Here is a 22,839-nt window from a genome sequence, read left to right as displayed (position 1 = left end):
TCTGAGAGGCGTAGAAAAAAAAAGGCAATTTCATAATTGCCTTTTAATCCTGGAATATTTTGTTTTTTTTTACTTTCTCAAACCTAATGTTTTGATAATCGTACGGTATCGTTCAATATCAGTATCTTTAAGATAATCAAGTAATTTTCTTCTTTTACCAACTAAGCGAACCAAAGATCTTTCGGTTGCTTTATCTTTTCGGTTGATTTTGAGGTGACCGGTGAGGTGTTTAATTCTGAAAGTAAACAGTGCAACTTGCCCTTCGGCAGAACCACTATCGATATCAGACTTGCCATACTCCGTGAAAATATTCTTCTTAATCTCAGATGTTAAATACATATTAATTTATTTACGTTCTTATTTTCGGGCTGCAAAATTAAGAAATATAATTCATAAAGCAAAATATTTTATGAACAAATGTTAATTGTCCCAGATTGTTTTCCGACTGCAAAATTAATTGTTTTTTTGATTTGGTGAAAAGTTATTTAAGGACTTATGAATAAATATTAACAAATCATCAGAAACTCCATTTTAATCGGCTAAAGAACATCGATCCATAATCACCAAATTCCGTTTGATCTTTTCCTACAAAAAGCTGACCTATCAATAAAATGCCAATATTATCGGTTAGGGAAATATCAACTGATGGTCCGAAATATCCTGATTTATCATTCGGGTTAAGCATCCCGGAGAATGAAGCATTTATTAATGGCGTTATTGGAAAACTAGCTTGTAAAAAAGTGGAGAATTTGGCTCTGCTAAAGTTTTTTGCAGAGATCTCTAAATCAAGCGCAAACATTCCTTGCTGACCAGCATTTCCCATTGTCTCGGCGCTGTTGTATAAAATTGCCGTCTGAAGCATCAAACTGTTTTTGAATGTGTAATTCAGACTAACTGAACCCACAAAAACACCAGTAGTATCGCTGAAGTTTCCTTTATCCCTAAAATAGGTTCCTTCACCAATAAATCCGGCTCCTTCAATTTGCCCTGCCCAACCTGCACCAATTATCAGATCATCTCTCATTTTTCCAGCTAAAACCTGAAAATCATAATTCCAACGGTTGAATTTATACATGACTGCATAGGTTGATTTGTCATCTTTGTCCACCTTGGCGGCTAACTGAATGGATGAAGTCATGCCAGTGTAATATTGCATCAGGACAGCATCGCTTCCTGCCCTTTCAGTGTAATCAAAATCAAAATAATTAGCCGAGTTAAAAATATCGTTAGGGGTCCATACCATATTTATACCCCAGTTTATTCGCTGTCTTCCAATAGTTGCCTCAAACTTGCCTGTTGAATATTGAACATAAAATCGATCCAGATTAGTATATAAATAATAGGATGAATCACTGACAATCGATTTTGTGAGATTTAATTTCCCATTGTCTTTAACTGAAAGATCGGCCATGTAAGGATAGAATTCGAAAGGGATTTGCCCGTAACTGGCAATGTTTCGCATGGCAACATAAGTTTGAAGATGTTCAGAAGGATACCATTTAAAATCAAGTCGGTTTGAAATGGTGTTCATGGTAAACCATTTTTCAGTTGAAGGAGGCATCCAAATCATTTCAAGCGACTGAAGATACCCATTTAGGCTGGTTTTTTTAGCCTTGTTTTGAGAAAACACATTTCCTCCAACCATAATAATTAACACGAGAAAAATAGAGCGTTTCATTATCATTTGTCTTTTGTAATATCACTAACCACTTTACCATCATCAATGGTGATAATTCTTCGGGCCTTATCCATTACACGCTGATCATGGGTTGAGAAAATGAATGTGATTTGGGATTCTTTGTTCATTTTTTGCATCATATCCAATAAATCGCTGGTCGATTTTGAATCAAGGTTCGCGGTTGGCTCATCCGCCAAAATGAATTTTGGTTTAGATGCCAGTGCTCTTGCTACAGAAACTCTTTGCTGTTGTCCACCAGATAACTTGCCTGGGCGTTCATTGATTTTTTCACCAATTCCAACGTCTTCAAGTAGCTTTTTTGCAATCTTGTTTCGTTCATCTTTTTTCTTGCCTTGTAATTGCATAATAAAGGCAACATTTTCGAGGGCAGTAAGAACAGGGATTAAATTATATGCCTGAAAAACAAACCCGATATTATTCAATCGGTAGTCGATCAATTGTTTAGGTTTCAGCTCGCCCAGATTTGTTCCATCAATAAAAATTTCTCCTTCTGTTGGTGTATCTAAGCCACCAACTAAATTCAAAAAAGTAGTTTTCCCGGAACCTGAAGGACCAACAATTGCCGTAAATTCACCCTTTTCGATAGAAATATCAATACCATTCACTGCTTTAACCGGGATTGCTGATTCCTGATAAATTTTGTACAAATTTTTAACTTCTATAATAGCCATTTTATGATATATTATTGTGATTAATCATTTTGTTGAATTGCTTCGGCAGGATTTAATTTTAGGGCTTTTCGTGCCGGATAAATACTCGCGAGGATGGCCGTAATGATCACTAAACCTGTTGTGCCTATGTAGAATGAATATGCAGCTTTCGGATAAATAACAGAACTAAATCCTATGGCATTATACCCTTCTTTCATTGAATCAAGATTTAAACCATAATGACCAAAATATAGAATGGTCAGATAACTAAACAATAAGCCAAATACCCCTCCAACGATCGAAAGAAAGATTGTTTCGAGCATAATCATGCTGAATAAGCGTTTGTTGTTCATGCCAATTGCCTTCAACATCCCAAGTTCTTTTAATCGTTCCATAACTACCATCAGCATGGTATTAACGATCCCAAAAGCCAATGCTATGAGAATGATAATGATGAAGATATAAGAAAAATAATCCATCATTTTAATCATTGCATTTAATGATGGAGTGATTTCCGTCCATGGTCGAATAACCAATTGATTTTGTTGAATCTCATTTTTGAATTTATTTTTTAAAATGCTTGCAATGGGTGTGCTTTGGTCATAATCGTAAAGTGAAATTGCGATTTCATTTACTTCACTATTTGATATGCCCAGTAAATCGGCTAGTTCGGATTTTCTTACAAAAACATTTATTTCATCAAACATGTCGTTATCAGTATGGTAAATTCCAACCACCCTGAATGCTCCATAGGTTAGGACACCTTCGGTATTCGAGGTCGTGATGACTATTTTTGACTTTAATCGAGCATTTAATTTTATTGCCAGTTTTTGACCGATCACGATTGGGATACGGTTCTCTTCATTGATGTACTCGCCTTCAATCAACTGTTCTGAAAGTTTTGTAACCTGCTTTTCATTTTCAGCATCAATTCCATTTAGCATAATTCCGGTTCCGGTTTCTGCCGTACTTGCCATTGCCAAAGCTTTTATTCTGCTGCTAACGGCTTTAACGCCATCTAATATTTTTATTTGCGACACAATTTCCTCAGAATCTTCAATCGTGAACTTTAGTTCCTCATTTACTAAATAATCGGGATTATGAATTTGTATGTTTGAGATTTCGTTGCTGATGGCAGCTTCAACACGTTGCAGCATTAATCCAACGGCAAATGCATAAGAAGCAACACCTCCAAAAAGTCCGATGGTTACGGCAATGATAATTATCAGGCTTCTGAACTTATTTCTCCATACATTTCTCCAGGCTATCGACCAAATCATTTTTATAGTTTTTAATTTTTATTTTATGAACGCATGGCTTTTAATATCTTGAAACGATTTACAAAGACAATTGGGTAAATTGCAGTTAGTAATGCCAATACCAAAATCGTAATTCCCTGATTTGTAAATATGGTGGTTTCAAGTGAAAACGGCATAATCGGTTCTTGGTTGAATTCGAGCATCAATTCAGCAGTTTCTCCCGTGATTGGAATTGGGTTAAAATATAAATATTGCAGGAATGGAAGGCTGACCAATATCCCTGATACGATGCCCAATAACCCAATAAAAATGGTTTCAATGCATACTACAATTGCAAGCTTGCCGCGATGCATCCCAACAGCCACCATGATTGCAAATTCTTTTCTTCGTTCCATGGTCATCATGAGTATGGTTCCCAATATGCCAAAAGCAACAACCAGATATAAAATTGCCAACATGATGATTCCACCGACATTATCTCCGGCAATTTGTTGTACCACTTCAGGTTGCATTACTGTCCAGGGCATTACCTCATAGTTTGTCCCGATCGATGCATTTATTTCTTTGGCTGTAAGAGCTAAATTTTTATCGTCACCGACATCTAGTACCAGTGCTGAAACCAAACCCGGGTGATATGGGGCGAATGTTTCTTGAACTTTACTTAAACTCATATATGCCATCAGGTTATTGAGTTTTGGAATGGGATATTTCACAATGCCCACAACGGGGAATATGCCAATGGCTGAAATGCCTTGATAACCTTGTCCAATCAAAACCAATGTATCATTAATTCCAATCTGGAAAAATTTCGCCAATCCTTCAGCTAAAACTATTCCTTCATCGTTTTCATTTAAAAACCTGCCTTCTATCAGTTTATTCGAAATTTTCCTTCTTGGATCTTCCAATTCTGGATCTATCCCTTGAAGCATAAATCCTTTGGTTGATTGACCATAAGATCCCAGTGCAAAAGTTTCAAGTTTAGGAATAATGGATTTGATGTTTTTGTGGCTTTCGATTTCTTCTTTTAAAGCCGCTGTATATTCGAAAGAATTATTGATGGATTTGCTTTCCCAATATCCGCTGTCATGCACCTGAAGGTGTCCCGTTTCTTTCACAACACTGTCAATCATGATTTCGTAAGAACCAATCTGCATCGATCGCATAAACAAGGCAAGAAAGACGGCTAAGAACACAGAGGCACTTGTAATTAGTGTTCTGCGTTTATTTCTCCACAGATTTCGCCAGGCTATTTTTAATAATGTATTCATCGTTTAAGTTTTAAATAACAGCTATTTAGCCCTGATATTTTTCATGTTTTGTTGTGAGAAAAAAGATTCATTAACTTCCTTAATATTAAATACCTGATGATTGATTCGAAGTTCAGTTATATTTCCTTCTTTATTCGCAGGATAGATTTTGAAAACAGAAGGTAAATTGCGATCACCCATATTTTTTACTTCAGTTGAGGTTGCAATATTTACCAGTTCCATGTAGTCATCATAAAATTCACTTTTTAATTGAAAGAATTCATCTTTAGATATCCACATGATAATTTTACCCCAAACCACCGCTGCATCATCAAGTGGCAAAAGTTCGATTTTGTAACAATCCCGACCATCAATAATTTCGCTTCCCAAAATCCGATGGGTATAATCAACAATGATTGAGTTTTGTTTCACCAAATCGTTGTTTGAAAAATCGGATCCCATCCACGATTGCATCATCATAGAAGGTGGGATCTTAATCACACGATTTATTGAAGGCATCCAATTCCACATATCCTGTTCCCTTTTTAAAAATACCTGACCCTTATCTCTGACCGGAACCGTTATATAAATCATATAAAAGTCTTCACCCAAAGACCAACTTTGCATACTGATGGTTCTTGTCCATTCGGGACGTGTAATTGTCATGGTCATTTCGCTAAAGCTTGATTCGCCAAGTAATAAATCATTTGATTTCTGAATAATGGATTTAGCAGTTAGCGCTTGTGCGTTCAAAAAGCTGACCAGACCTATAAAAACAATAGTAAACAGGATTGATTTCGTTTTTTTCATTTTTACTTAATATTTTTTGATGTAACAGAATTTCTCAAGGATCAATTCAACAAGGTTATCAATTGGATAAAGGTCGGGGCTCATCACATAATTAAGGCCCACACCGTCCATCAATGCCCCAAACAAGAGTGCTTCTTTCGTGGGGTCCTTTGCTCCGTGTGCTTTGAAATAATTTGTCAGTATTTCAATGAACCCAGAAAGCAAATTAATATATTTTTTTTCGATCAACTCATAAACCTGAGGTTGCGAAAACACAGCGTAGTATAATTTCCAGTATTGCTTATCCTTTTTAAGAAATTCAAATATATTTCGGATGAAACTTTTCATCTCCTCATCGGTCAATACCCCATCATTGTTGGGGTCAAAAAATTCTGCCATCGAATCAATACCTTGCGCGAGTATTTCGGTTATGAGTGATTCTTTGCTTATAAAATAATTGTACATCAATCCTTTTGAGATTCCAGCGTTACGTGCAATGTCACTTATTGAAGTCGAATGATAGCCAGTGTTCGCAAATAACTCTAGTGCAGTAGTCATGATCAGCGTCTTTTTATCAAGACGAATGTTTTGAAATTGTTCATGTGTTCGAGGAGTCATTTGTAAAAATATTAATGAATGAACGGTCGGTCAAAAATAAATAAATTATTTGATATTTGTCAAGATATTTTTACTAAAATTTTAAATTTAGTTTGTAAATCACTGTTTTTTAGAAGAAAACCTTTTATTATTCATCCGGTTAATTACGTAGTTTGTCGGGGAGAAGTATTTGTTTGACTTTTTTATTATTTTTGGCCTAAAATTAAAAAGAGCATATGGCTAAGCAGAAGGTTGTATTGGTTGATAGGGAAGATAACACTGTTGGAGTTATGGGTAAAATGGAAGCACATGAATTAGGTGCTTTGCATCGTGCCTTTTCAATATTCGTATTTAATTCAGAGGGGGATTTAATGATCCATCAACGCGCATTATCGAAGTATCATTCACCCGGATTATGGACCAATACTTGTTGCTCTCATCCCAGATTGGATGAAGAGGTGATGGATAATGCCCATCAGCGACTTCAGGAAGAGATGGGATTTGATTGTGAATTAGAACCGGCTTTTACTTTCGTTTATAAATCAAATGTTGGCCAGGGACTAACTGAACATGAGTTTGATCATGTTCTTGTAGGTCACTATGATGGTGAACCGATTATTAATAAAAATGAGGTAGAGGATTGGAAGTTTATGTCGATGAATGCGCTAAGAGATGACATCGACCATCATCCTGCCAATTATACCGAATGGTTTAAAATTGCTTTTGAGAAAGTAGAAAATTATCTTCAAAGCAAAAGCCTTAAGAAATAATACTTTTAAAATCACTGCCGCTGGGCTGTTGAAATACTTTTAATTCGAATTGTGGTATTACTGCAAGGATATGATCAAAAATATCTGCCTGAATTTCTTCATACTTCACCCATTCCTTAATCCTGCTAAAAATGTAAATTTCCATCGGAATACCATCAGCAGTTGGCTGAAGTTGACGGACCATAAAAGTCATGTCAGTATTAATCTCGGGTTTATGACTTAAATAAACTTTAAGATAAGCTCTAAAAATACCCAGATTAGTCTGTCTCCTGCCATTAACTATAATTGAATTGTCAATTTCATATTGTTTATTGTAGGCTTCCAGTTCCTCGTTTTTTTGCTCAATATATTCTCTGACGTAATCATATTTTTTAAACTTTTCCAACATTTGTTTGTCACAAAACTTTACACTACTCATATCAATGTTGATCGAACGTTTTATCCTACGTCCTTGCGACTCTTCCATCCCGCGCCAGTTCTGAAAATAATCTGTAACCAAGGCATAAGTTGGGATTGTGGTTATGGTTTTGTCCCAGTTTTGAACTTTAACAGTAGTCAGTGTTATATCGGTTACATTTCCGTCTGCTCCAAATTTCGGCATCGAAATCCAATCGCCTAACCGAACCATGTCGTTTGAAGTAAGCTGAATTCCCCCAACAAATCCCAAAATAGGATCTCTAAATACCAATAATAAAATGGCTGAAAAAGCGCCAAATCCAAATAACCAGTCTATGCCATTTTTGCCGAGTAAAATGGAAATAAAAAAAGCGAATCCAAGTACATAGATGATAATTTTTGAAACCTGTATATAACCTTTAATTGGCCTAACTTTTGAAACTTCAAATGATTCATAAATCGTGTAAAGCGCATTCAGTATCCCATTTAATATTGACATTGTAATAATCAATGCTGAAATCTGAAATAAAGCATACAATATTTTAAGCGTAATTGGATATTCTTCAAAAATTACTTTTGAATAAAAATTAATTATAAGGAGTGGAATCAAATATGCAAACCTGATAAATACTCTTTTATCCACCAAAGCATCATCCCATTTAAATTGATTCCTTTTAATGTGTTGATGAACGCTTTTCTTTATAAACTGTTTAATAATAACAAATAAAGCCAGACAGAGTAAAATAAGTACTATGAATTCAAAATAACTTGTTATGTCGTTGGCGATTTTGCTTGTTAAGCCTATCTGCTCAAGCCACGACTTCAACATATTAGAATACCGTTCAAACATTATGGGTTGATTTATTTTAAATGCTTTTTAATTTCAGTGAGATATTTATCCCGCAAAAATAAGCATTCGCCCAGACATACATTAGTGTCATAGATCCTAATTACATCTTTTAACCCGTTTTTCCGATAAAACGTACCCAATGCAACGTCGAAATTGTTATTTTCAATATTATGCTTTATATCCATTGTAATTTTTTCAAAAACATCCCAATCCAATTTTACAGGAACTTCGAAATATCCCATTTCAGGAGTTTCTCTATCAATATAAATTCCATCATTCACTTCATCGAGAATAAAAAACTTTTTAATACGCATTAATCCTTCATAGGGTCCAATGTTCCTGCCCTTCATGAAAACAATTCCTTCTTCCTTGTAAAGGGAAATTAATTCCGGGATCATGGTGTAATTATCAAGATCTTTAATTCGAATGCAGGGCTCAATTTGATTGAAAACGTTTATGGTTCCGGGCGAGGCATCAAATTTCGAAGAGAATTTTTTTCTTACCCTTACCGTTTTTCGAATGACATCTTCATCACTTTCCTTTGATTTCATCATCAGGAAAATCGATTTTGGATTTGTTTGATCCGGTATGGTTGTGCCGTTATAACCCGGGTATGGATGAAGTGATTCTAGTATCAAATCATCATGATTTACGGATACAACAGTTTCTTTTTTCTTTATAGTTCCGATGGTTTCAATAATGTGCTTAGGTTGCATAGTTGTAGTATTATTTGCTTAGTAATTTTCAGTTATTTAAAGCTAATATAAATAAATTTTCAGACCAATGAAAATCAATTTCGGTATTTCTCTACTTTTTTATTAAAATAAAAAAATGTTCCCTTTCCTGACGCGGTTTAATCGAATTATAAGAAACTTCGAAGATTTTAAGTTTAAAATAAGGGTTGAACAGCAATTTGTATTCCTCCGGGGTTCCTCCATATGGCGGTGAGTCATTATAAAATTCATGGTTAAAAACCAGACCGACAAGTTTCCCGTTATCCTTAAGTAAGCCATGCATTTTTCGGGAATATGCTTCTCTCATCATACGGGGTAGCGAAGTGAGGAATGTTTGTTCAATAATAAGATCGTATTGTTTATCATGTTTGAAAAAATCCTCAACTAAAATTTGAGATTCAGGAAAATCAGGAATCCTTGCTTTAAATTTTGTAATTGCTTTTTCTGCATAATCCAACACAAAAGTATTTATAAACCCATGATTATATAAATATTCGGCCTCATAAGCATGGCCTGCTCCGGGGATAAGTATTTTTATTGATTTATCAGTAAGTTGATCGATGTAGTTTTTGATTGGGGTAGAAGGATATCCGATATCCCATCCATATTTATTTTGCTCGTACTGAAGATTCCAATATTCTTTATCTAATTTCATCCATTATCCTCCTACACGCTTAGTTTTATATCCCATATCAGTCAATAATTTAATCACCAGATCGCGTTTATCTCCTTGAATTAAAATTTCACCATCTTTGACTGATCCGCCTGTTCCACATTTCGTTTTTAATATTTTTCCTAATGCTTCCAAATCTGCTGTTTTGCCAATGAATCCTCTAACAATACTGACTGTTTTTCCACCTCGGTGCTTTTTCTCAAATTCAATTTTTAGCAATTGTTGTGAGGGAGATAGGGTTTCCATTTCCTCCGATGTTTTATATAAATAGTCGAAATGAGGATTGGTTGAATAAACAACACCTTCGATGTTTTTCTTTTTTGCCATGGATAGAATTTGTTCAAGCGCTAAGTTAAGGAATTAGGATGTTTATTGAAAGAGGCATAATTTGAACCTTAATTTCTTTCGAAGGTTCAATATATTCACCATCTACATTGATTAAGGATTCACCGCTACAAACAATGGTCGTATTTTTTGAGAGGATTCTTTTATAGTATTTGCTCTTATTAATCTTTTTTGTAAGGAGGTAATAAGCTGTGAGCGGAAGTGCAAAAAAAGTAGGTTTTTGTATTACGCAAATATCAAGTAACCCATCATCGATAACTGCTTGAGGAGCCAATGAAATATTGTATCCAAATTGATTTGAATTTGAAAAACTAATCAGCATGGCATTGGTACTAAAATCTTCATTGTCTGTTGTTATTTGATACTTGATCGGTTTATAAGAAAAATAATGTTTTATGGTTAGCGTAAAATATGCCAGGAAACCACGTGTTTTACTCTTCGCAAAATGCTTTGCTACCAACGCATCAAAACCTGTTCCGGCAATACTCAGGTAGGGGATGCCGTTCAGGATGGCACTGTCGATTAATTTCGAATTGCCTTTAACGATCAATGCAAGTGCCTGCTCGAACTTAATCGGTATTTTTAAATGTCGGGCGAGGCCATTTCCTGAACCCAAAGGTATAATTCCCAATTTTACATCAGTATATAAAAGTGCGCTAAATGCTTCATTAATCGATCCATCCCCTCCTACAACAACGATGGTTTTAAACCCTTCGTCAACACCAGCAATGGCTAGGCTTTTTAGATGTCCGGGATAAGCTGAAAATGAAATTTTAAATTCAATATCGTGTGCCTTAAGGATGGATGCTATTATTTTTTCAAAATTTTTCGGCAAACCATGCCCGGCTTTACCATTGATTAAAAAGAGAATTGAATTTTCAGGCATTTTTTAATTTTTGTGATAAATAGGTTGCTATCCTTTAGGATAAACAAATGTAGGAATTATTCAATTTATGCTGATTTCCACTAAGTTCTTTTTATTTTATAATTTAGCATAGAAAGTAATGATCATTTAATTCGGTGCGAAAGACATTAATAAAATATTGGGGCTATTCTTCATTCCGACCAATGCAGGAAGAAATCATTCAATCTGTGTTGGATGGAAAGGATACGCTTGCCTTATTGCCGACCGGAGGTGGAAAGTCTATCTGTTTTCAGGTGCCGGGCATCATGATGGAGGGAGTATGCCTGGTTGTTACCCCTTTGATCGCTCTGATGAAAGATCAGATTGAGAATCTGAAGCAGAGAGGGATCAGTGCCTATGCAATTTATTCGGGGATGCATCAGAATGAAGTGAGTTTAGCCTTTAACGCTTGTATTTATAACAGAAGCAAGTTTTTATATGTTTCGCCCGAGCGACTTGAATCTCCTGTTTTTATCGAGAATATAAAAAAAGTAAAAGTTAATTTACTGGTGGTAGACGAGGCTCATTGCGTGTCGCAATGGGGCTATGATTTTCGCCCGCCTTATCTTCGTATTCCTGAAATTAAACTTTATCTGCCGAAAGTCCCAACGCTTGCTTTAACAGCAACTGCAACCCCTGATGTGGTTGACGATATTCAGGCCAAACTAAAATTTAAACAAAAAAATGAGTTTAAGGTAAGTTTTAATCGCCCTAACCTGACTTATTCTGTTTTTCATGAAGAGGATAAACTAAGCCGATTATTAAAGGTGTATTCCAGGATTAAAGGATCAGGGATTATTTATGTTCGAAACCGTAGAAAAACAAAAGAAATTGCCGATTTCCTGAACCTGAATCACATTAAGGCCGATTATTACCATGCAGGTTTGGACATCAAGAGCAGATCGCAGAAACAAAATAAATGGAAGAAGAGCAAAGATAGTGTTATGGTTGCAACCAATGCATTTGGGATGGGGATTGATAAACCCGATGTCAGGTTTGTGGCACATCTCGATTTGCCCGATAATTTAGAATCCTATTTTCAGGAGGCCGGCAGGGCCGGGAGAGATGAGAAAGAAGCATATTCTTTCATTTTGGTTGAAAATGCAGATCTCATTAACCTGAAAAAGAATTTTGCTTTAGCCTTCCCTCCAATCAATATGATCAAGGATGTTTATCAGGCTCTGGGGAATTACACCCAACTGGCTGTTGGAAGCGGAAAAGAAGCGGCATTTGATTTTGAGTTGGTCGATTTTTGTGAGCGGTTTAAATTTCAACCGCTCATTGTTTTCAATGCTTTAAAATTCCTTGAAAAGGAATCATATGTGCTCTTAAGCGATGGGTTCGACAGTCAGGCAAAAATCAGGTTTGTCGTTAATCGTGAAAATCTTTATAAATTTCAGGTCGAGAATTCATTTTACGATTTATTTATTAAACTATTGCTTCGCTCTTATTCAGGTTTATTTCAGGATTTCACAAATATCAGCGAGATCGAATTGGCCAAAAGGGCATCTGTTGATGAGCAAACCGTGGTGAAATATTTAAAACGCCTGGCACAATATGAAATTCTTGATTATATCCCTCAAAAGAGTAAACCTCAGTTAATATTTCTGAAAGAAAGAATTGATACAAGCCATCTTTTTATTTCCAAGGAAAACTACAGCAGTTTGAAAAAAGCTGCTAATCACCGTTTAAATAAGGTGATAGCATATATCGAAACGAATAATAAATGCAGAAGCCAGCAACTCTTAAGTTATTTCGGCGAAAGGGATTCGAAAAGATGCGGTAATTGTGATGTGTGTATGAAGCGGAATCGTGTGAAATTAAGCAATGCCGAATTTGAACAAATTTTAGGGCAAATAAAACCACTGCTGCTCACAAAAGCTTGCTTTCTGCAGGAAATTATTGATCATCTCGAAATGTTTAATGAAAATGATGTGATTGGGGTGGTACGTTGGCTTCAGGATAACGGGAATGTTGAAGTGAACGAAAAAAATCAATTGAGTTGGAGAAAACAGTTGGGTCTGAATTTTTAATCATAGTTTATGAAGTTTGATATAAATTATTTCCTTTCAGATAATGTTGTTGGAATAGCCAGAGATTTAATCGGTAAACATTTGTTTGTGAATATTGACGGTGTTGTTTGTGGCGGTTATATCACCGAAACGGAAGCTTATGCCGGGGCAAGGGATAAGGCATCGCATGCTTATCAAAACCGAAGGACGAACAGGACCGAAGTGATGTTTATGCAGGGAGGAAGAACTTATGTTTACTTATGTTATGGAATGCATGCGTTGTTGAATTTTGTGACTGCAGGAGAGGATGTTCCGCATGCGGTTTTAATCAGGGGATTTTGGCCAACGCATGGGATGGAAACAATTTTATCGCGATTAGGCAAACAAGTTGCTAAGTCATCGCTTTTTGATGGACCCGGTAAGCTGACAAAAGCTTTGGGCATTAAAACCACCCATAATGATTTGGATTTGCAGGGAGATCAAATCTGGGTTGAAGATTTAGGTTTGAATAATTTGAAAAGAAAGATCGAGGTCGGTCCAAGAATTGGAGTTGGCTATGCAGGGACTGACGCTTTATTGCCTTACAGGTTTGTGTTAAAACAATAAAAAAAGACCTTGGTTCTCAAGGTCTTTTTTTTAGCAGTTCAATGCAATTAAACTTTTTTGGAAAGTTCGTTGCCTGGTTTGAATTTTACTACTTTTTTGGCTGCTATATTAATTTCTTTACCAGTTTGTGGGTTTCTGCCTTTGCGGGCAGCTCTTTTTGATACAGAAAAAGATCCGAATCCTACTAATGCAACTCTGTCACCTTTTTTTAATGCACCAGAAGTAGCGGTAATGAATGAGTCAAGAGCTCTTTTTGCGTCAGCTTTTGTTAGGTTTGATGATGAAGCCATGGCTTCAATTAATTCTGCTTTGTTCATTTTTCAAATGTTTTAATTAATAATATTATTATCGAAGAACTTACAAATATAAAAGATAAAGTAAATAAATCAAGTAAAATGCGCTAAAACCCTTGAAAATGTTAATAAAACCGAGTATTTGTTAATAACTATGGGCAGATTATGGCGAAAAGCTCAAACTTTCTGTAAGTCTTGGTATCGTTAGCTACTGGGCAATCCATCCCTTATTTATCGGAAAGCCCCTTAAAAACTCTTCAATTTTCATCCTTTTTTTACCCGAAAGTTGCACATCTCTTAGCAAAATCATGCCTTCAGCGCAAGCGATCTCCAATTTGCTTTTTCCGTCGCAAATAATTTTGCCAATTTCAATTTGATGATTGGTATTTATAATTTCAGCTTCGAATATTTTTAGTTGAATGGCATCCATTCCTTCCGGTTTTATCATGGTATAGGCGGTAGGATATGGACTAAGTCCATGAATCAGATTTAAGATGTTTTTTGCAGGCACATCCCAATTGATGTGGGTGATTTCTTTAAAGATTTTTGGGGCCGTTTTCAGTAAATTAATTTCTTCCTTTTTGAGTGTTTGTTCAGTTAATGTAAACTCCCCTGAAATTATGGCATTAACCGTTTTAAGCACCAGATTCGCTCCTTTCACCATCAGGGTGTCATGCAATTCACCGGCGGTTTCATTTTTATGAATTTCAACGTTATCCTGAAATATGATGCTTCCGGTATCAATATCTTTATTCAGAAAGAATGTGGTTACACCTGTTTCTGTTTCACCATTTATTATTGCCCAATTGATTGGTGCAGCACCTCTGTATTGTGGCAGAAGCGAGGCGTGCAAGTTGAAAGTTCCAAGTTTTGGCATGGCCCAAACACTCTCGGGAAGCATCCGAAAAGCAACTACAACTTGTAAATCGGCATTTATTTTTTTAAGATCGTTGATAAATTCGGGATCTTTTAAATTGGTGGGTTGTAAAACGGGGATTGAATTCGAAATGGCATAGGTTTTTATGGCGGATTCCGATAACTTTCTTCCTCGACCTGACAGTTTATCGGGTGCTGTAATTACAGCGCAAATTTCAAATCCATTTTTTATCAGGATATCAAGAGAAGGAACAGCAAATTCAGGTGTCCCCATAAAAATTATCCTTGCCTTATTCATGTTTTATTTTTCTTAAAGATAAAAAAAACCCCGCTATTGCGAGGTTTCTATTATCGATATGTTGAAATTTTATTTTGCTAAGCCTTGCGCCCTGGCAATGTCCTTTTCAATATTTCTGGCTTCCATACTCAGTTTGTACTCATTTAATATCCTTTCATAGGTAGAAGCAGCTTTTGAATATTCCTGCTGAATTTCGTAAGCCCTTCCTGCTTTTAGAAGGAAGATAGGAGAGGTAAAAGAATTATTATCCTTTTTTGCTGCTTCAAGGTAGTAGGTTGTGGCTTTTTTGTAATCTTTCAATTCGAGGTAAGCATCGCCAATTGCTCCGGTTGCCATGGTTGCTATCACTTTATCTTTAATGGAATAAGATTTCAAATAATCAATGGCATTTTCAAATTCACCTTTTTTAAGTAAACATATACCGGCATAATAATTGGCCAGTTTAGCCGGTTTTGATGATCCATACTCATCTATAATGTCAAGAAACCCCAGATAATTGCCATCTCCATTCAGCGCCAAATCGAGTGAATCCTTAGCGAAATACATCTCAGCCATAAACATTTGAGAACGTGCTTCTTTTTCCATCGGAGTTACGTATAATTTTTGATATGCAAAATATCCTGATACTACTAAAATAATAACTCCAACAACAATTGACAATATCTTCTGATTGTTTTCGATGAAATGTTCGGTTTTGCTTAATGCTTCTTCTACAGCAACAATTTTATCTTCTGCTTTATTAACGTTTTTTGCCATTTTTTAATGTTTTGAAGTGCAAAAGTAAATTATTTTGTTGATATTTTAAATTCTGGTTTAAAATAATTCAATTTATAGTTCCTGAACCGGTTATGGTAATTGATTTGAAATCTTCGTGAATTTGTTAATTTTGAAGAATAACAATAGTTAGTCATTTGTTGAGTTGTGTAAGATGTATTTCTAATTGGCTCCTGAATGAAGAAAGTATGTTCTGTTTTTGTAATTATTATATTGAAAAATGGTTATAGATATCAAAATTCAACAGGCCCTATATGATTTCATGGCGCAGTTTTTAACCGAGGATAAAAAAGAAAAATTTGAAAGGATCATAAAGGAAAGAACACGTCATTTAACAGTTGTGTTAGAGGATATTTATCAATCGCACAATGTAAGTGCAGTTTTAAGAACCTGTGATTGTTATGGGATACAGGATGTTCATATTATTGAAAATCAAAACAAATATAACCTTTGCAAAGAGGTGGAGTTGGGATCGTCAAAGTGGTTAAATTTAAACAGATACAATAAAAATCCAAACAACACACTGGATGCTTTCAGTCGATTGAGAGAACAGGGCTATCGGATTGTGGCAACAAGCCCACATAAAAATGATCAGGTTTTGGATGAGTTATTGGTAGATAAAAAGATTGCACTTGTTTTTGGAAATGAATTGAGTGGTCTTTCGCGACTGGCGATGGAAAATGCAGATGAATTTGTTAAAATTCCGTTGCACGGGTTTACCGAGAGTTTTAACATATCAGTTTCTGCAGCGATTTTTATTACCAAGTTAATTGATAATATTAGAAAATCTGGCGTTTCGTGGGAGTTAACCGAACCCGAAAAACTGGAGGTATTGCTTAATTGGACCAGAAATGTATTGAGGAATCCTGTGGTTGTTGAGAAGGAGTTTTTTAAAAAGAATTGTTAAATCGATGAATATTACTTTTTTAACTTCATTTTTTTGCTTAACTTTACCATTCTATTATTAAAATGACAAGTGATGGGAAAAGGAGATAAAAAGACGAAAAGAGGTAAAATTATTTTGGGTAGTCACGGTGTGAGAAGGCCTAAAATAAAAAAGAATGCTTTTATAAAAGTAGAAAAACCTGTAAAAGCTGAAGTAAAAGTAAAGGTTGAGCCTAAAGAGGAAGTGAGCGTTAAAGCTGAACCAAAAAAAGTTCCGGCTAAAAAAACAGAGACGGCTCCTAAACCTGATTTAAAAAAGAAATCCACTCCATAAAAGTAGATAAATACCCTGAAACGAGGAAGGCTAAAACTATAGATGGATTAACAGGACGAATTTCACGGATAAATAGCAAGGAATTATAAATTTCTTGCTATTTTTTTGTAAAGATTGCCCCTCTCTTCAAAATTTTTAAAGGCATTATAACTGGCTGCTGCAGGAGATAGCAGACAAATTTTTTCTGCAGCAGTAGCGTTAAGTACATGCACGAATGCCTCTTCCAATGAGTTGGCCTCAAAAACAAATTTACCCGATAGTTCATAATCGTCAAGAACTGATTTCATTCTTTTTCCGGCCGGTCCCATGAAAATGAAGTTTTTGACATCCGAACCAACTAAAAATTGGATAAGATGGTCGTAATTGATGCCACGGTCAAAGCCGCCCAGGATTAATGTGTCTGTATCAGGAAGGCTTTTTACCGCTTCAATGGTGGCTTCCGGGATGGTAGAAATAGAATCATTGTAAAAATGAATACCCTTAAAAAATCCAACATATTCAAGGCGATGTTCAAGACTGTGAAAACTTTTTATTCCATTTCTGATCTGATTTGGACTTAGACCTACTTCTGTACAGGCCAGAATTGCGGCCATGATATTGTATTGATTATGTTTCCCAATCAGATTTTCAGTTTCAATTGTGTTTATAATCGATATTTGTGCTGCGTTTATGTTGAGGTAAATTATTTCATCTTCAACAAAACACTGAGCATTCAAATTAGGGATTAACGAAAATCCCAGTTTTTTTGATTTCAAAATTTTTGGTAAATAATTTAGAAGATCGGGTTGGTCATTATTAATGATCATAAAATCATTCTCTTTTTGAAATTCAGCTATTTTGGTTTTGCTTTTTACGTATCGGTCAAAGTTTCCAAAATGATCCAGGTGTTCCTCGAAAATATTTAAAAGAATTGCCACATGTGGCGAAACGTTGACTGATTCAAGCTGGTGCCCCGAAAGTTCGTAAACGATAATGGTGTCAGACTTGATATTTCGGGTTGCCGAAAATGCAGGGATCCCAATATTACCAACTAAAATGCAATCCCGACCGGCTTCTTTTAAAATGTGATAGATCAGGCTTGAAGTGGTGCTCTTCCCTTTAGTACCTGTAATTCCAATTGTTTGCGATGAATAGGCTCCCAAAAAAACTTGTGTTTGAGAACTGAGAATCGTATCCGGATTGAGCGAAATATTTTGGAGACTTATACCCGGGGATTTAAATATGAGATTATGCTTATTGATTTCATCAAGATAAAATTTACCTAAAATAATATTGACATATTGATCAGATTCACCAATTTTTTTTGCTTCTGTGTGAATTTCATTACTGTCAGCTATTGTTAGTGGCGTTTCCGGGGAAAACGATCTAATTAATTGATAGGTTGATTGCCCTTCGCGACCAAAGCCTAAAATCAAAACCTTCTTTCCGTTTAAAAGCTTTCGCAGTTTTTCAATCATTTCAGTTTTGATTTTAAGATTGAGAGAAATGAGGAATTTAAGAAATGTTCAGAATTTATCTCGGTCAATAATTTATTTGTATTCAGATTTTTGTTTGATGCATAAGCATCTGTTTTTAGATAATGCTCCAAAAGAACCGGCAATTTTGATTCTTGATGTTTTGCAGTGATTAAGACAAGTGCGGCATTGACATCATCGAGGGTCCCTACACATTCGAAGGGTTTCGTAGTGCCGATCCCTATCAACTCATCAAAAATTGGTAACAAGGCTTTATCATCCAAAAGATTTTTGCCGAATATTAAATGTAATTCGGTTTCGGTTAAGAAAGGGCCGAGGATGATATAAGTAAATAAGCATTTTGGGCATTTACAGCACCATTCATCTGTTTTGCTCCCTACATTGCAACTCCTGAAAACAGGAAAATATTTTGTGAATTTTGAAAACAATGCTGCAATTTGAAGCTCGTTTAATGGTCGTAAAAAGCTAAAATAGTTGAGATCGCGAGAAATATATTTTGAGACATAATCTCGAAAATCGGACTCAAATTCATAAGATTTTGAATATTGATGATTCACGTTAGAGCCTGCTACTGTTGATTCATTGGCGCTTGATTCATTGGACAATGCGATATATTTATACCTATTTATAACTGCGGCAAGTAAACTCGTAAAGGCTAAAAGAGCAGAGAAGGGAGTATGGCCGTTCAAAAATCCCCGACCATTCAGTTCAAGTAATTTCGGGTCAATACTGCGTTTAATTTCAATAATTTCCGATGGGTCAAAACCGGCTGTTCGTATGGTTCGATCCTGTGCCGCATTCATGTTTAATACCAATGGAGATAATTCCATTTTACTACTCTTTAGTAGTTCAATACTAACTATTGAGTCTTTTCCGCCACCTATCGGAACAAGAATTTTGTCAGTTAAATCAAAATTTTGAACTGAAAGTGAATCTTCGGAAATTGATTTTATTTCAACAAATGAGTCGAAATCTGTCAATATTTCATTTAAGTGAAAAAATTCGCCCAAACCTTCAAAATATATTTTCTTCCACCATAGTACTTGTTCTGAATTAATTATATGGGGCTTAATTAGTATTTGTGGGCTGCATGTAGCTTTCCAATAACTTATTAATTCAATCATCCCGATATGAAATACAAGGTTTCGTAAATCGATTTCGGATAATCTATTCTTTAGATTTATGTCTTTTATTGGGAAAGTTAGTTTGGGATAAAAATAAAATTTGTCACTTACAGAAAATTCAAATTCAACTTTCAATACATTTGAATAGGTGCTAACACTGTAATTTTCAAACACAAAGCATGGGTAATCCTTTCGGAGTTTAATAAAACTTTGATTATTGTTTGAGTGTTTCACTTATTAATGGTATTGTTTTTGATACACTTCGTTTGTGTGAAAAATTAATTGTAAAAGTAATCATTTGATCTTAATTTATATAAATTTAGACCATGCGAAAATTAGGTGATATTCTATCCATTAAAACAAATAATATTGAACCGGGCAAAGGTAAAATTTTGATTTCAGAGCCTTTTCTGGGTGATTATTATTTTAAAAGATCGGTGGTTTTGCTTGCCGATCACAATAAGGAAGGTTCATTTGGCTTGATTTTAAATAAACCTCTTGATATAAAGCTTAGCGAGGTAGTTCATGATTTCCCGGATTTTAATTCAATTGTTTATTTGGGTGGCCCGGTTGAAAATGACAACCTTTTTTTTATTCATACTTTGGGCGATCAAATTGAAGGTAGCTTTGAGATTTTGAGTGGATTGTATTGGGGAGGTAAAATGGAGGTCGTAAAAGAAATGATGCTACTGAAAAAAATTGGTCCTGATCAGATTCGATTCTATTTAGGCTATTCAGGCTGGTCGCCAAATCAATTGAAAGAGGAACTAGAAAGAAATGCCTGGGTGGTTTCGCGCACCAACACAAAGCTTCTTATGAAAACAGATCCTGATCAGCTATGGGAAACATCTCTCCATTTATTGGGTGGTGATTATTCATACTGGCCAAAATTTCCGGTTGATCCGATGCAGAATTAATGCAAAATAATTTTATCTATTTCGGAAAAATTTCATTGATAAACCGCATAAAAAACCCGGGATTGATAAGAATAGTATAAATGATCCCGAAAATACTTCCCCAGAAATGGGCATTATGCCCGATATTATCATTTGCTTTTCGGGCCATAATTGCAGAATAGATTAAATAACCAAATCCAAATAGTGCAGCCGGGATTCCAATTGGAATAAAAAATAAATAAATGGATGCTCCGGGATGCAAAATAATGCTGGCGAAAACCACTGATGCCACAGCACCAGAGGCTCCCACCGCATTATAATTTACATTGTCCTTCTGTTTAATGAAGTCAAAAATAGAAGAGAAAAAGATTCCTCCTACATATAGGAGAATAAAATAATAAGCTGCTTTATACCCAAAATAATAGCTGAAAAAAGTAAATACAACATCACTGAACATCCATAAAACGTACATGTTTACCAGGAGATGCATCCAATCGACATGCACAAAGGCATGGGTGAAAAAACGATAACCCTGTCGATGATGTTTAATGTCGTACGCATTGAACTTCAATTTGTCGAAAATGTTCTGATCATTCAGTGCAACTATTGAAATTACAGCTGTGATGAGTATGATTAGCAGACTGATCATTTATTTTGGTACCTGTGTGAAATCAATTTCTGATCCGAGCACACTGTGTGGAATTAAGTACACCGCGATAATTGCAGCGGTTGCGATTAAAACCCAGGTTCGGTGTTTCTTGTCCTTCATGGTTTTAAACAGCGCAATTACCCAGAAAACAAAAGCTACAAGGGTTTTATTGTCAGTTAAATCATGACCAAAGGGCCAGCCGGTCCATAAGGCATCAAAGGCATACTTTTGTACAATCGGACCCAGGATTAATCCACCCAGGAAAAATAAAATTACCGTATATTGAGTATATTTAAATATGTTGTTGCGACGGTAATAAGCTTCAATGCCTGCGCGAATTGAAAACACCATGGCCAGGAACATCAATAGAATATGGGGTAATAATATATATTGTGGAACTATTCCCGTAAACCTTAGAATTACCGGTTCTTTTTTAACAGTAACGGATATATTTTCGTTGCTAAGAATAATATTGTACATTACTTTACCGGCCGGAGGTTGATGAGGGATAAATGCAATCAGCATATTTCCTTCACGTTGCATCGGAACCTCACTCCATTCGTCATGGCTTTTAAATCTTCTGAATTTGAAAGTTCCATGAATGTTTTGGTTCTCAACTTTAACTTCAATTCTGGCATCGCCCTCATTTCCCCACGAACGAAGGAGTTTGTATTTTACAGTTTCACCTGCAATCTCAACTTTCCCACGTGATGGATGGGTTGGTCCTGTGAGTCTTTGATAAACAACAAAGATCATCATAAAAATTACGGAGAATGTCCAGAGTAAAAATGATTTCAATTTAGGATTCATCTTATTTAGTTTAAATTAGTGATTATTAGAAATGATTGTTTTATCGTCACAAAATCCATATTCCATTTGCAAAGTAACATGATTTATTTGATAATTTTTATGTAATATAGATTCTGTTTTTTTAATTATTTGGTTGCATTCGCTGGTTTTTAGGTCTTTGGCTAAATTTATATGCGCCTCAAAATGCGTTTCGTTATCACTTAAACTCCAAACATGAACATGATGAATATTTTCAACCTGTTCAATCTGTTGAATCTCTTGGGTCAATTTAAGAATATCAATTCCTTTAGGTGTTGATTGCATTAGTATATTATAGGTTTCCAATAAGATGGAAATAGTTTCTTTAATAATATATACACTTATCAAAACTGTAATCAACGGATCAATCCAGTGGATTTGGAAGTAGTAAATTAAAACACCTCCAATGATTACGGCAACTGACGAAAAGGTATCTCCAATTAAATGCAAATATGCACTTTTAATATTCAGATTGTTTTTAGAGTGCCCCTTTAATAAAAAAACACCCAAAAGGTTTGCAACTAATCCAATGGTTGCAACAATCATCATGGGCATGCTTTTTATTTCTTCCGGAGTTATAAATCTTTGATAGGCTGCGTATATAAGAAAAATGCAGATGACCATCAATGTTGCAGCATTAAATAGTGCGGCTATGATTTGTATCCTTTGATAACCAAAAGTTTTACGGAAATTTGGATCTTTTTTACTGACTTTTAGGGCAACATAGGCAATCAGCATGGCCAAGCCGTCACTGAAATTATGAAGTGCATCGGAAATAAGCGATAAACTATTTGAAAAAATACCTCCGGCAATTTCTACAAAGGAGATCAAAAAATTCAATAAAACCGTGATGAAAAGGTTTTTTCCTTCCTTCAT

Annotated in this window: 26 protein-coding genes; 6 read left to right on the top strand and 20 right to left on the bottom strand. The window is 35.3% G+C overall.

Features of this window, described 5'->3' with window-relative positions:
• Positions 1-69: 69 nt before the first annotated feature.
• The 7 genes from rpsO to KKG99_08060 form a co-directional block, all read right to left on the bottom strand.
• Positions 70-339, bottom strand: coding sequence for a 30S ribosomal protein S15 (gene rpsO, locus KKG99_08090; protein MBU1012952.1), 270 nt, complete (start codon positions 337-339; stop codon positions 70-72).
• Positions 340-517: 178 nt separating this feature from the next.
• Complete coding sequence (locus KKG99_08085; protein ID MBU1012951.1) at positions 518-1,678, bottom strand: hypothetical protein; 1,161 nt, start codon at positions 1,676-1,678, stop codon at positions 518-520.
• Between the two features lie 2 nt (positions 1,679-1,680).
• Positions 1,681-2,370 (bottom strand): ABC transporter ATP-binding protein, encoded by a 690-nt coding sequence (locus KKG99_08080; GenBank protein MBU1012950.1) that lies wholly within the window; start codon positions 2,368-2,370, stop codon positions 1,681-1,683.
• A 20-nt stretch (positions 2,371-2,390) separates the two neighbouring features.
• Positions 2,391-3,629, bottom strand: a complete 1,239-nt coding sequence (locus KKG99_08075) for an FtsX-like permease family protein (protein MBU1012949.1) — start codon at positions 3,627-3,629, stop codon at positions 2,391-2,393.
• Between the two features lie 23 nt (positions 3,630-3,652).
• Positions 3,653-4,876, bottom strand: coding sequence for an FtsX-like permease family protein (locus KKG99_08070; GenBank protein ID MBU1012948.1), 1,224 nt, complete (start codon positions 4,874-4,876; stop codon positions 3,653-3,655).
• Between the two features lie 21 nt (positions 4,877-4,897).
• A complete protein-coding gene (locus KKG99_08065) occupies positions 4,898-5,665 on the bottom strand; it encodes an outer membrane lipoprotein-sorting protein (protein ID MBU1012947.1) in 768 nt (255 codons plus the stop codon).
• A gap of 6 nt (positions 5,666-5,671) precedes the next feature.
• The gene (locus tag KKG99_08060) at positions 5,672-6,262 is read right to left on the bottom strand and encodes a TetR/AcrR family transcriptional regulator (protein ID MBU1012946.1); all 591 of its coding nucleotides are present in this window, start codon (positions 6,260-6,262) and stop codon (positions 5,672-5,674) included.
• 215 nt (positions 6,263-6,477) lie between these two features.
• Here KKG99_08060 and idi point away from each other — a divergent pair, with 215 nt between their 5' ends.
• The gene (gene idi / locus KKG99_08055; protein MBU1012945.1) at positions 6,478-7,011 is read left to right on the top strand and encodes an isopentenyl-diphosphate Delta-isomerase; all 534 of its coding nucleotides are present in this window, start codon (positions 6,478-6,480) and stop codon (positions 7,009-7,011) included.
• Here the strand turns inward: idi and KKG99_08050 are convergent.
• The 5 genes from KKG99_08050 to KKG99_08030 all read right to left on the bottom strand — a co-directional run bounded on the left by KKG99_08050 (position 7,001) and on the right by KKG99_08030 (position 10,895).
• Complete coding sequence (locus tag KKG99_08050) at positions 7,001-8,257, bottom strand: mechanosensitive ion channel family protein (GenBank protein ID MBU1012944.1); 1,257 nt, start codon at positions 8,255-8,257, stop codon at positions 7,001-7,003. The two genes, idi and KKG99_08050, sit on opposite strands and share 11 nt — an antisense overlap.
• An 11-nt stretch (positions 8,258-8,268) precedes the next feature.
• Positions 8,269-8,973, bottom strand: a complete 705-nt coding sequence (locus KKG99_08045) for a hypothetical protein (GenBank protein ID MBU1012943.1) — start codon at positions 8,971-8,973, stop codon at positions 8,269-8,271.
• 91 nt (positions 8,974-9,064) lie between these two features.
• Complete coding sequence (locus KKG99_08040) at positions 9,065-9,646, bottom strand: methyltransferase domain-containing protein (GenBank protein ID MBU1012942.1); 582 nt, start codon at positions 9,644-9,646, stop codon at positions 9,065-9,067.
• Positions 9,647-9,649: 3 nt separating this feature from the next.
• Positions 9,650-9,991 carry a translation initiation factor gene (locus KKG99_08035; protein ID MBU1012941.1) on the bottom strand — a complete coding sequence of 114 codons (342 nt, stop codon included), beginning with the start codon at positions 9,989-9,991 and terminating at the stop codon, positions 9,650-9,652.
• 25 nt (positions 9,992-10,016) lie between these two features.
• Positions 10,017-10,895, bottom strand: a complete 879-nt coding sequence (locus KKG99_08030; GenBank protein ID MBU1012940.1) for a YegS/Rv2252/BmrU family lipid kinase — start codon at positions 10,893-10,895, stop codon at positions 10,017-10,019.
• 182 nt (positions 10,896-11,077) lie between these two features.
• Here KKG99_08030 and KKG99_08025 point away from each other — a divergent pair, with 182 nt between their 5' ends.
• Together KKG99_08025 and KKG99_08020 are read left to right on the top strand one after the other, a co-directional pair.
• Positions 11,078-12,946 (top strand): RecQ family ATP-dependent DNA helicase, encoded by a 1,869-nt coding sequence (locus tag KKG99_08025; GenBank protein MBU1012939.1) that lies wholly within the window; start codon positions 11,078-11,080, stop codon positions 12,944-12,946.
• A gap of 9 nt (positions 12,947-12,955) precedes the next feature.
• The gene (locus KKG99_08020) at positions 12,956-13,531 is read left to right on the top strand and encodes a DNA-3-methyladenine glycosylase (protein MBU1012938.1); all 576 of its coding nucleotides are present in this window, start codon (positions 12,956-12,958) and stop codon (positions 13,529-13,531) included.
• Positions 13,532-13,578: 47 nt separating this feature from the next.
• Here KKG99_08020 and KKG99_08015 read toward each other — a convergent pair whose 3' ends face one another.
• From KKG99_08015 to KKG99_08005, 3 genes are all read right to left on the bottom strand, one after another.
• Entirely contained in the window at positions 13,579-13,848 is a 270-nt protein-coding gene (locus KKG99_08015) for an HU family DNA-binding protein (protein ID MBU1012937.1), read from the bottom strand.
• A gap of 184 nt (positions 13,849-14,032) precedes the next feature.
• Positions 14,033-14,974, bottom strand: coding sequence for a methionyl-tRNA formyltransferase (fmt, locus tag KKG99_08010; protein MBU1012936.1), 942 nt, complete (start codon positions 14,972-14,974; stop codon positions 14,033-14,035).
• 93 nt (positions 14,975-15,067) lie between these two features.
• Positions 15,068-15,754 (bottom strand): tetratricopeptide repeat protein, encoded by a 687-nt coding sequence (locus tag KKG99_08005; GenBank protein ID MBU1012935.1) that lies wholly within the window; start codon positions 15,752-15,754, stop codon positions 15,068-15,070.
• A 244-nt stretch (positions 15,755-15,998) separates the two neighbouring features.
• On the opposite strand from KKG99_08005, the gene KKG99_08000 reads away from it, so the two are divergent.
• Together KKG99_08000 and KKG99_07995 are read left to right on the top strand one after the other, a co-directional pair.
• Positions 15,999-16,679: an RNA methyltransferase gene (locus KKG99_08000; protein MBU1012934.1), complete on the top strand. Its 681-nt coding sequence runs from the start codon at positions 15,999-16,001 to the stop codon at positions 16,677-16,679.
• Positions 16,680-16,751: 72 nt separating this feature from the next.
• Positions 16,752-16,991: a 30S ribosomal protein THX gene (locus tag KKG99_07995; GenBank protein MBU1012933.1), complete on the top strand. Its 240-nt coding sequence runs from the start codon at positions 16,752-16,754 to the stop codon at positions 16,989-16,991.
• An 83-nt stretch (positions 16,992-17,074) separates the two neighbouring features.
• Here the strand turns inward: KKG99_07995 and murD are convergent, their stop codons facing one another.
• Together murD and KKG99_07985 are read right to left on the bottom strand one after the other, a co-directional pair.
• Positions 17,075-18,448, bottom strand: a complete 1,374-nt coding sequence (murD, locus tag KKG99_07990) for a UDP-N-acetylmuramoyl-L-alanine--D-glutamate ligase (GenBank protein MBU1012932.1) — start codon at positions 18,446-18,448, stop codon at positions 17,075-17,077.
• Complete coding sequence (locus tag KKG99_07985) at positions 18,445-19,824, bottom strand: hypothetical protein (GenBank protein ID MBU1012931.1); 1,380 nt, start codon at positions 19,822-19,824, stop codon at positions 18,445-18,447. The genes murD and KKG99_07985 overlap by 4 nt, the downstream gene beginning before the upstream one ends.
• Positions 19,825-19,916: 92 nt before the next feature.
• Between KKG99_07985 and KKG99_07980 the strand changes: the two genes are divergently transcribed.
• Positions 19,917-20,507 (top strand): YqgE/AlgH family protein, encoded by a 591-nt coding sequence (locus tag KKG99_07980; protein MBU1012930.1) that lies wholly within the window; start codon positions 19,917-19,919, stop codon positions 20,505-20,507.
• Positions 20,508-20,523: 16 nt separating this feature from the next.
• Here KKG99_07980 and KKG99_07975 read toward each other — a convergent pair whose 3' ends face one another.
• Genes KKG99_07975 through KKG99_07965 form a run of 3 tightly spaced genes read right to left on the bottom strand, consistent with a single transcriptional unit; the run spans position 20,524 to position 22,839 of the window.
• Entirely contained in the window at positions 20,524-21,135 is a 612-nt protein-coding gene (locus tag KKG99_07975) for a rhomboid family intramembrane serine protease (GenBank protein ID MBU1012929.1), read from the bottom strand.
• A complete protein-coding gene (locus tag KKG99_07970; protein MBU1012928.1) occupies positions 21,136-21,945 on the bottom strand; it encodes a hypothetical protein in 810 nt (269 codons plus the stop codon).
• 15 nt (positions 21,946-21,960) lie between these two features.
• A complete protein-coding gene (locus KKG99_07965) occupies positions 21,961-22,839 on the bottom strand; it encodes a cation diffusion facilitator family transporter (protein MBU1012927.1) in 879 nt (292 codons plus the stop codon).

The sequence above is a fragment of the Bacteroidota bacterium genome, from assembly GCA_018816945.1.
Lineage (GTDB): Bacteria > Bacteroidota > Bacteroidia > Bacteroidales.
This window is presented reverse-complemented; position numbering and strand designations above follow the sequence as displayed.

Excerpts from the sequence above, each read along its gene's own strand:
- rpsO (MBU1012952.1), bottom strand. The coding sequence starts at position 339 with ATGTATTTAACATCTGAGATTAAGAAGAATATTTTCACGGAGTATGGC.
- KKG99_08085 (MBU1012951.1), bottom strand. The coding sequence starts at position 1,678 with ATGAAACGCTCTATTTTTCTCGTGTTAATTATTATGGTTGGAGGAAAT.
- KKG99_08080 (MBU1012950.1), bottom strand. The coding sequence starts at position 2,370 with ATGGCTATTATAGAAGTTAAAAATTTGTACAAAATTTATCAGGAATCA.
- KKG99_08075 (MBU1012949.1), bottom strand. The coding sequence starts at position 3,629 with ATGATTTGGTCGATAGCCTGGAGAAATGTATGGAGAAATAAGTTCAGA.
- KKG99_08070 (MBU1012948.1), bottom strand. The coding sequence starts at position 4,876 with ATGAATACATTATTAAAAATAGCCTGGCGAAATCTGTGGAGAAATAAA.
- KKG99_08065 (MBU1012947.1), bottom strand. The coding sequence starts at position 5,665 with ATGAAAAAAACGAAATCAATCCTGTTTACTATTGTTTTTATAGGTCTG.
- KKG99_08060 (MBU1012946.1), bottom strand. The coding sequence starts at position 6,262 with ATGACTCCTCGAACACATGAACAATTTCAAAACATTCGTCTTGATAAA.
- idi (MBU1012945.1), top strand. The coding sequence starts at position 6,478 with ATGGCTAAGCAGAAGGTTGTATTGGTTGATAGGGAAGATAACACTGTT.
- KKG99_08050 (MBU1012944.1), bottom strand. The coding sequence starts at position 8,257 with ATGTTTGAACGGTATTCTAATATGTTGAAGTCGTGGCTTGAGCAGATA.
- KKG99_08045 (MBU1012943.1), bottom strand. The coding sequence starts at position 8,973 with ATGCAACCTAAGCACATTATTGAAACCATCGGAACTATAAAGAAAAAA.
- KKG99_08040 (MBU1012942.1), bottom strand. The coding sequence starts at position 9,646 with ATGAAATTAGATAAAGAATATTGGAATCTTCAGTACGAGCAAAATAAA.
- KKG99_08035 (MBU1012941.1), bottom strand. The coding sequence starts at position 9,991 with ATGGCAAAAAAGAAAAACATCGAAGGTGTTGTTTATTCAACCAATCCT.
- KKG99_08030 (MBU1012940.1), bottom strand. The coding sequence starts at position 10,895 with ATGCCTGAAAATTCAATTCTCTTTTTAATCAATGGTAAAGCCGGGCAT.
- KKG99_08025 (MBU1012939.1), top strand. The coding sequence starts at position 11,078 with ATGCAGGAAGAAATCATTCAATCTGTGTTGGATGGAAAGGATACGCTT.
- KKG99_08020 (MBU1012938.1), top strand. The coding sequence starts at position 12,956 with ATGAAGTTTGATATAAATTATTTCCTTTCAGATAATGTTGTTGGAATA.
- KKG99_08015 (MBU1012937.1), bottom strand. The coding sequence starts at position 13,848 with ATGAACAAAGCAGAATTAATTGAAGCCATGGCTTCATCATCAAACCTA.
- fmt (MBU1012936.1), bottom strand. The coding sequence starts at position 14,974 with ATGGGGACACCTGAATTTGCTGTTCCTTCTCTTGATATCCTGATAAAA.
- KKG99_08005 (MBU1012935.1), bottom strand. The coding sequence starts at position 15,754 with ATGGCAAAAAACGTTAATAAAGCAGAAGATAAAATTGTTGCTGTAGAA.
- KKG99_07995 (MBU1012933.1), top strand. The coding sequence starts at position 16,752 with ATGGGAAAAGGAGATAAAAAGACGAAAAGAGGTAAAATTATTTTGGGT.
- murD (MBU1012932.1), bottom strand. The coding sequence starts at position 18,448 with ATGATTGAAAAACTGCGAAAGCTTTTAAACGGAAAGAAGGTTTTGATT.
- KKG99_07980 (MBU1012930.1), top strand. The coding sequence starts at position 19,917 with ATGCGAAAATTAGGTGATATTCTATCCATTAAAACAAATAATATTGAA.
- KKG99_07975 (MBU1012929.1), bottom strand. The coding sequence starts at position 21,135 with ATGATCAGTCTGCTAATCATACTCATCACAGCTGTAATTTCAATAGTT.
- KKG99_07970 (MBU1012928.1), bottom strand. The coding sequence starts at position 21,945 with ATGAATCCTAAATTGAAATCATTTTTACTCTGGACATTCTCCGTAATT.
- KKG99_07965 (MBU1012927.1), bottom strand. The coding sequence starts at position 22,839 with ATGAAGGAAGGAAAAAACCTTTTCATCACGGTTTTATTGAATTTTTTG.